A 7317-nucleotide genomic window follows, 5' to 3' on the forward strand; every position below is an offset into this window, starting at 1 on the left:
AGCGCGAACACCGTCGGGCTGATGAAGCCACCCCAGTTCGCGAAGATACAGCCCGCCGCGCCCGCAATGCCCGCGCCGACCATGAACGACATCAGCTTGTACATGCGCGGGTCGTAGCCGATCAGCATGGCGCGGGTTTCGTTCTCGCGGATAGCGACCACGACCCGTCCGAAACGCGACGCGAGAATCCACTTCAGCAACCCGTACACCACGATCAGCGCGCCCATTGCGACATACCAGACACCGATCTGGTCGAGTTGCTCGTCCGGTTTTCCCAGCGGCGCGAACACGGGGATGGCAGGGATGCCGTTGAAGCCGCCGAGCACCGCTTCACCAATGTGATATTGGCTGCCCGAGGTCGAGTTCATCAGTTCGAACAGGATCACCGAAACGGTCAGCGTGATCACGCCAATGTAGGCATCGGAGATACGGCCGTAGAACATGAAGTAGCCGAGCAACGCGGCGAACAACATGGGGGCGATGATCGACAATGCGGCGGCCAGCGTGGTATCGCCGAAATTGATCGCCGCAATGGCATACGTGTAGGCGCCGATGCCGAGAAACGCGGCTTGCCCGAACGACAGGATGCCCGCATACCCCCACACGAAGCCCTGGCTCAAACCGTAGATGGCCATGCCCGCGAACAGCGTTGCCTGCATTACGCCGAACGCGCTGATGGTGCGAGGCAATGCGAACATGACCACGAGGCAGATCATCACGACCGCCAGCGTGCCGCCCAGAAAAGATCTCGACCGAAGCGATTTCATGAGCTGCGCCTGAGGAAACGTCCGGTGATGCCCTGCGGCAGGATGCGGATCAGCAAGACCGCTGAAGCAAGCAGCGCGATATCGCCGATGACAGGCGTAGACATGAACGAGACGATCTCGTTGATGAAGCCAAAGAGCCCCGCCGCGAGTCCCGTTCCCGCGATGATCGCAGGGCCACCACCCAGCACGGTAATGAACGCCTTTGCAATGTACGCGCCGCCCATGCCGGGCGAGACACCTGAAATCGGCGACAGCACGCCGCCCGCAAGACCGGCGAGCGCGGCGCCAAGCGAGAACGTCGCCATGTAGACCGCCGACGGCCTGACCCCGAGCGAAGCCGACATCGCCGGATTCTGCATGGTGGCACGCAGGATCAGGCCGAAGCGCGTGCGGCGCAAGAGCACGAGCAAGGCAGCGAGCACGACAATACCTATACCGATGATCACCAGGCTGTACGCACTCACGCGGTATTGCCCGATCGAAAAACTCCCCACCGGCATCTGCACCGACTTCACCACGTTACCGAAGATGGACGTGATCAGCCCGATGAGACCCAGGCTGATGCCCCACGTGGCGAGCATCGTGTCCATCATGCGGCCGTATAGAAACCGGATGATGGTGCGCTCGAGGATCAGACCCACCAGGCCGACGACGATAGGCGGCAGGATCAGCATCGATACCCAGATGTTGACGCCTGCCGTGCTGGCCGTCACGGCTGTGTAAGCGCCGAGCATCATGAACTCGCCGTGCGCGAGATTGATGATGCGCATCATGCCGTAGATGACGCCGAGGCCGATCGTGATGAGCACGAGCGTGGCGACGCCGGTCAGCACATTGAAGGCGAGTAGCCCGGTCAGGTCCATGGGTTGCGCCTCCTCAGGCCGGCGTGAACTGCTTGTTCGTGCGGGGTGACTTGATGAGATCGCACGCGCCGCCCGTGTCCGACGGGAACTGGTTCGGGAATGTCTGCAGGATGTCCCACACCTTGTCTTTCGGCCGTGCAAGGTAGGCGTTCCGAATGGTGTGATGCGTCGCCGGATCCATCTTGACCGTACCCGATGGTCCTTCGATCGTGATGCCGGTCTCGAGCGCCGTCACGACCTTCGCCTGCTCTACCGACCCGGCTTTCTTAACCGCCTCGGCCCACAGCATGATGCCTTCGTAGGTGGCGGTATCGAGCTCGCCGAGGTCCGTCAGGCTGGGCCCGTACTTCGCCTGCATGCCTTTGACGAAGGCGTTCGCGTTTGGCGTGTTGAGGTTGTTGTAGAAGCCGAAGCACGTGATGATGCCGTCGGTGGTCGCGGCGTCCATGGTCGTGAGTTCATCGCCGAGACCGAACACGGTCGCACCCACCGGGATCTTCGACTTCATTCCCGCTGCGGCCCACTGCCGGTAGAAACCAACATGGTTCGCGCCGACCAGCGCCGAGAGCACCATGTCCGGCTTCGCTTCCTGAATGCGGCTGATGGTGGAGGAAAAGTTGGTGACATCGAGCGGGAAGAAATCGGTATTGACCACCGTGCCGCCCGCCGCCTTCACGAATTTCGTCATCCAGCTTGCAGTGATGTGACCATAGTTGTAGTCAGCCGCGATGATATAAACCTTCTTGCCCCAGTTCTTCATTGCGTATTCGACGATGTGGTCCACCGTCTGCGCGGGCGTCGTGCCGGTACAGAACACGTTGCGGTCGCAGACTCCGCCTTCGTATTGCGTGTTGTAGAAATAGAGCGTCTTGCTGCGATCGAAGATCGGCCGGATGGCTTCACGCGAAGCCGACGTAATGCCGCCCTGGATCACATCGACCTTGTCCTGCAGCACCAGTTGCTGCGCGTATTGCGTGTAGAGCTGGATGCTGCTTTGTGTGTCGTAGGCAATCAGCTTGACCGGCCGCCCGAGAAGGCCGCCCTTGTCGTTGATCTGCCCGACGGCGAATTCCGTCGCCTGGATCATGCGCCGGCCCTCGAGGCCAAGCGCGCCGGTTCCATCCAGGAGGCTTCCCAGCTTGATCGGCTCCGCCGCCGACGCGTTGCGGGTGACGTACGGCCCCACCAGTGCACCTACCGCGGCCGCCGCTCCAAATTTCAACGCTTTACGACGAGATCCGGATTCCATAGTCATCGATTCGCTCCGCATGCGATTGTGTTTGATTTGCCCGGTTTCAGTGTAGGCAAACAAAAATCCGCAAGATATTTATCAAAATAATCAATACATCGGGCAAATCGGGCATGACCAGACAATAAAAAAGACGCTTGTGAAGCGCCTTGACCGATGCATGCCGGTTTTTGGAGTCGACTCAGGCAATCGATCGAGGCAGTCGCGGGTTGCGTTGCAAGGAAGGCGACCGCTCGGTGATCTGCGGGCCGGAGTCTCCTTCAGCAATATCTCCAGCCGCAAATTGCTTGCGATACGCAGCAGGCGTGAGTGCCTTCAGCGCCTTGAACTGCCGGTTGAAGTTAGCGACGTTCGGAAATCCGGAGCGGGCCGCAACGACGGAAACGGGTGCGTAGGTATGCGCGAGCATCCGGCAGGCATGTCCAATCCTGATCCGGGCGATATATCGCCCGACGCTCTCTCCAATGTGCTGCTCAAAGTAGCGGGCCAGCGAACGTTCCGACACATTCGCCGCTTCGCAAAGTTCCGATAGACGCAGCGGCTCGGCGAAGCGCAAGTCGATCATCGACAGAACGCGATTGATGCGTTCGGGTTCATGGCCCGAAGGCCCTTCTGTCCGATCGCTGAATGAAGTGGGCGAAGCGAGCGGTTCGCCGGGCGCGTCCGCAAGCGTGCACAAGACATTCAACGCTGCGGCGAGGCGTTCTCGAGATGTGCTGGATAGCAGCTTGTCGACGTGCGCGTGCATTGCGGCGCCGACCTCCGGACTGAACGCAAGTCCGCATGCCGACCTGCGTAACAGGTTGCGCAAAGGCGCGTACTCCGGACAGACATCGGCAAGTCGCCGCGCCCAGTCGCCACCAAACCAGATCACGATTGCAACCTGCGGGGACGCGGGATCGATCGAGCGATTCGATGCCCACGTATGCGGAAGATTGGGCGGCACGAGAACCAGGTCTTCATCGGCATAGGCCGCAATCGAATCGCCGATATAGCGCTTCCCGTGACTGTTCAGCGTCAGTGTCAGTTCGTATTCAGGATGGTGGTGCCATTCGAAAGGAATGCGCGGCAGACGCCGGTGGTAAACCCTGACGGAGCAGTCGTCTCCGAAATGAACGCGTTCGTAAGCGGGTTTCATGGCACAAGGCGCAAAGTAATTGTCCGGATCGTATCACTATCGCGAAGACGGTCAGCCTATGCTCTGGATAACCCGGAACCCATAAGGAGACAATCATGGCACTGAAAATCGACGACCTTCCCGCAGCCATCCGGCAGGCCAAGCAGGAGCTTCGTGCGCGCCTGCCGAACTACCGAGATGTCTTCGCGGAGGTGGACGAAGCTATTCGCGCCGAAGCCGCCAAGCTCGCCGCGCAACGCGGTCGCGGCGAAAACGTGATCCCCGAAATCCAGTTCTCGGACATCGCGGAGCAGCGCGTGAGTGCCGCGCAGATCGACCTTGTAAAGACGCGCGGTGCTTGTGTAATCCGCAACGTCTTCGACCGCTCGAAGGTCGAGCAATGGGACCGTGACATTGCAGAGTACGTGGAGCGCAACGACCTGGATACACGACTGAAGACCCGTGCAGAAGACAAGTATTTTGGGCAGCTTGCATCGAGCAAGCCGCAGATCTATGGCGTGTACTGGTCGAAGCCGCAGGTACTTGCGCGGCAGGCGCCGTCGCTGACTGCGGCGCGCGTGTTCTTGAACCGACTGTGGTGCAACGAAAGTGAAGGCCGGGTCCACTTCGATCCGGAGCGCGTGCCGGCTTATGCGGACCGGATGCGCCGGCGGCCACCCGGCTCCGAGTCATTGGGCTTGTCGGCGCATTGCGACGGCGGCTCGGTCGAGCGCTGGATCGAGGGCAATTTCCGCAAGGTTTATCGACACGTGTTTAATGGGAACTGGCGTCAGTACGACCCGTTCGACGCCGCGTTCCGGCCGGACGTCGAGGAGATTGCATCGCCTGCAGTATGTTCGATGTTTCGCACGTTTCAGGGGTGGACTGCGCTCACGCCACAAGGACCTGGCGATGGCACGCTGCAACTCGTGCCCATTGCGAATTCAATGGCATACATCCTGTTGCGCGCCCTTCAGGACGATGTGGCCGACGACGACCTGTGCGGCGCCATGCCCGGCCGCGCACTTTCCATCAAGCCGGAATTTCATGCGCCGCTGTTCGACGCCCTCTCGTCGATCCCACACATGCAGGCGGGCGACACCGTGTTCTGGCACAGCGACGTGATCCACGCGGTGGAAGATGCACACCGCGGTGCGGGCTACAGCAATGTGATGTACATCGCGTCGGCGCCCTCATGCGCCAAAAACGACGAATACCTCAAGCGGCAGTTATCCAGCTTCATTGAAGGCAAGAGCCCGCCTGACTTCCCGGCCGACAATTTCGAAGTCGATTTTGCCGGACGAGCGACAGCCGAGGACTTGACGCCGCTTGGCAAAGCGCAACTCGGCTTTGGTCTGTAATCGCCATCAATCAAAGGACACGACGGCACGCCACGATGGCGTGCGTCCGCCTGGTGAGTCATCACACTTCGACCTTGTCTTCAATCACAACGTCCTTCGCCGCCTGTTGCCGAAAGTCCTTTGGCGAGCAGCCCACGATACGTCTGAAAGCATTGCTGAACGCACTCTCGGATGTGTAGCCCAATGACCGCGCAAGCACGTTGACGTGCATCCGGCTCTCCAGAAGCGCCCGCTGCGCGAGGTGCATGCGCCATTTCGTCAGATACGAGAGAGGCGACATCCCGGCAACTGTCTTGAAGTACGCTGCAAAAGTCGCCCGTGACATCGACGCTGCTTGTGCGAGTTCCCGAAGTTGCCAGACGCGGCCGGGGTCGCCATGCATAAGCTGGAGCACCGGCACGAGACGCTTGTCGCTCAGGGCGCGAAGCCATCCGGCAGGTTGGAACCCGCCTGCCTCGAAGTGGGCCCGCAGTATTTGAATGAACATCAAATGCGCGAGTTGATTCGAGGCGATATGCGCCCCAGGAAGCGCATCCCGGCGCTCCCGGACAAGTTGTTCGAGTAGCCAGCCAAGGGGTTGCGCTTGCCTCGATGTCCCGCGCACATGGATCAAGGGCGGCAACGCTTCCAGCAGAAACTGGCTGGATGCAGCACTCAACTCGACTTTGCCGCCGATCATGAAAAAGTCATCGCCCTCACCATGATGTACCACGGCGCCGATGCGTCCTTCGAGAACATCAGCGAGATCGACGCGCTCCGCCGCGAGGTCGCTGCCGAGGACGTGTGATCGCGGCGCGCAAAGCAGAAACACGTCTCCGCTTTCGATGCGAACCGGCGCCGTGTCGTCTTCCAAAAGCAGCCAGCAGCTTCCCCGCACCACGCCCCAGAACTTGACCGTGTCCGCACGCGGGAAATTGATTGCCCAGGCGCCGCCCGCGACAAGTCCACCCGAAATGATGGACCGCGCGTTCATGAGGTTGAGAAAGTCTGAGAAGGGATCGAGCATGATGCTCGGATTCTGACGCAATAAATCCCGACTTTCAAGCATTCAAAATCCAGGTTACTCCACTTAGACTTGGCTGACTGCCTGGGCTCGTTGCCCACGGACCTGAAACCCGAACACCTCGGAAAGGATCTCGACATCATGAAGCGCACCTGGTTTATCACTGGCGTCAACAGCGGCTTCGGCCGTCACATGGCGGAGCAACTTCTTGCGCGGGGCGACCGCGTCGCCGGTACCGTACGTAATCTTGATTCGATGGCCGATCTCAAGGCTCGCCACGGCGACGCGCTCTGGCTCGCAATGCTCGATTTGACGGACGCCGTCGCAATTCGCCGCGTCGTCGATCAGGCGTTCAACGATCTCGGCCGTATCGACGTCGTCGTAAGCAATGCGGGCTACGGACTATTCGGCGCGGCCGAGGAAATGACCGACGAGCAGATCGGACACCAGATCGACACGAATCTCATCGGCTCCATTCAGACAGTTCGCGCAGCGCTTCCCCATCTGCGAAGCCAGGGCGGTGGCCGGATCATCCAGTTGTCCACGATGGGCGGACAAGCGGTATTCCCGGGCGGATCGCTGTACCACGCAAGCAAGTGGGGAATCGAGGGTTTCATCGATTCAGTCGGACAGGAGGTCGCCGTGTTCAACATAGGCTGCACGTTGGTCGAACCCGGCGGTGCACGAACGAACTTCCGCTACCAAAGCGCCCGGCTTTCGCCGAAGCTCGATGCCTATGATGTGTCGCCGGCGCGCATGGCGCATCGAACGGTGGAGGAAGGAACCAGCATTCCGGTTGGTGATCCGGCGAAGATGGCCGCAATCATGATTGCCAGCGCCGACCAGAATCCCGCGCCCAGACGTATAGCTCTCGGCAGCGATGCTTATGGCGTCATGCACAAGCAATTGAGCGATCGTCTCGCGTCGCTGGAAGCACAAAAAGAACTCGCGTTTTCG

7 protein-coding genes are annotated in these 7317 nt (G+C 60.3%); 2 read left to right on the forward strand and 5 right to left on the reverse strand.

Annotated elements, in window-relative coordinates; genetic code table 11:
• The 4 genes from ACFFAR_RS16655 to ACFFAR_RS16670 all read right to left on the reverse strand — a co-directional run.
• Positions 1–767: branched-chain amino acid ABC transporter permease (locus ACFFAR_RS16655; protein ID WP_375508150.1), on the reverse strand; the 767-nt coding region annotated here is incomplete at its 3' end.
• Positions 764–1630: a branched-chain amino acid ABC transporter permease gene (locus ACFFAR_RS16660; RefSeq protein WP_062003015.1), complete on the reverse strand. Its 867-nt coding sequence runs from the start codon at positions 1628–1630 to the stop codon at positions 764–766. The genes ACFFAR_RS16660 and ACFFAR_RS16655, both read right to left, overlap by 4 nt.
• Positions 1631–1643: 13 nt before the next feature.
• Positions 1644–2885 (reverse strand): ABC transporter substrate-binding protein, encoded by a 1242-nt coding sequence (locus tag ACFFAR_RS16665; protein ID WP_062172550.1) that lies wholly within the window; start codon positions 2883–2885, stop codon positions 1644–1646.
• A 175-nt stretch (positions 2886–3060) separates the two neighbouring features.
• Positions 3061–4017, reverse strand: coding sequence for a helix-turn-helix domain-containing protein (locus ACFFAR_RS16670; RefSeq protein WP_174363675.1), 957 nt, complete (start codon positions 4015–4017; stop codon positions 3061–3063).
• A 95-nt stretch (positions 4018–4112) separates the two neighbouring features.
• Here ACFFAR_RS16670 and ACFFAR_RS16675 point away from each other — a divergent pair, with 95 nt between their 5' ends.
• The gene (locus tag ACFFAR_RS16675; protein WP_174363676.1) at positions 4113–5357 is read left to right on the forward strand and encodes a YbiU family protein; all 1245 of its coding nucleotides are present in this window, start codon (positions 4113–4115) and stop codon (positions 5355–5357) included.
• Positions 5358–5418: 61 nt separating this feature from the next.
• On the opposite strand, the gene ACFFAR_RS16680 is transcribed toward ACFFAR_RS16675, so the two are convergent.
• Positions 5419–6405 carry a cupin domain-containing protein gene (locus ACFFAR_RS16680; protein WP_174363677.1) on the reverse strand — a complete coding sequence of 329 codons (987 nt, stop codon included), beginning with the start codon at positions 6403–6405 and terminating at the stop codon, positions 5419–5421.
• Between the two features lie 96 nt (positions 6406–6501).
• On the opposite strand from ACFFAR_RS16680, the gene ACFFAR_RS16685 reads away from it, so the two are divergent.
• Positions 6502–7317: SDR family oxidoreductase (locus tag ACFFAR_RS16685; RefSeq protein WP_174363678.1), on the forward strand; the 816-nt coding region annotated here is incomplete at its 3' end.

Origin of the sequence: uncultured Caballeronia sp. (assembly GCF_964243625.1) — a bacterium.
Classification (GTDB): domain Bacteria; phylum Pseudomonadota; class Gammaproteobacteria; order Burkholderiales; family Burkholderiaceae; genus Caballeronia.

Excerpts from the sequence above, each read along its gene's own strand:
- ACFFAR_RS16660 (WP_062003015.1), bottom strand. The coding sequence starts at position 1,630 with ATGGACCTGACCGGGCTACTCGCCTTCAATGTGCTGACCGGCGTCGCC.
- ACFFAR_RS16665 (WP_062172550.1), bottom strand. The coding sequence starts at position 2,885 with ATGACTATGGAATCCGGATCTCGTCGTAAAGCGTTGAAATTTGGAGCG.
- ACFFAR_RS16670 (WP_174363675.1), bottom strand. The coding sequence starts at position 4,017 with ATGAAACCCGCTTACGAACGCGTTCATTTCGGAGACGACTGCTCCGTC.
- ACFFAR_RS16675 (WP_174363676.1), top strand. The coding sequence starts at position 4,113 with ATGGCACTGAAAATCGACGACCTTCCCGCAGCCATCCGGCAGGCCAAG.
- ACFFAR_RS16680 (WP_174363677.1), bottom strand. The coding sequence starts at position 6,405 with ATGCTTGAAAGTCGGGATTTATTGCGTCAGAATCCGAGCATCATGCTC.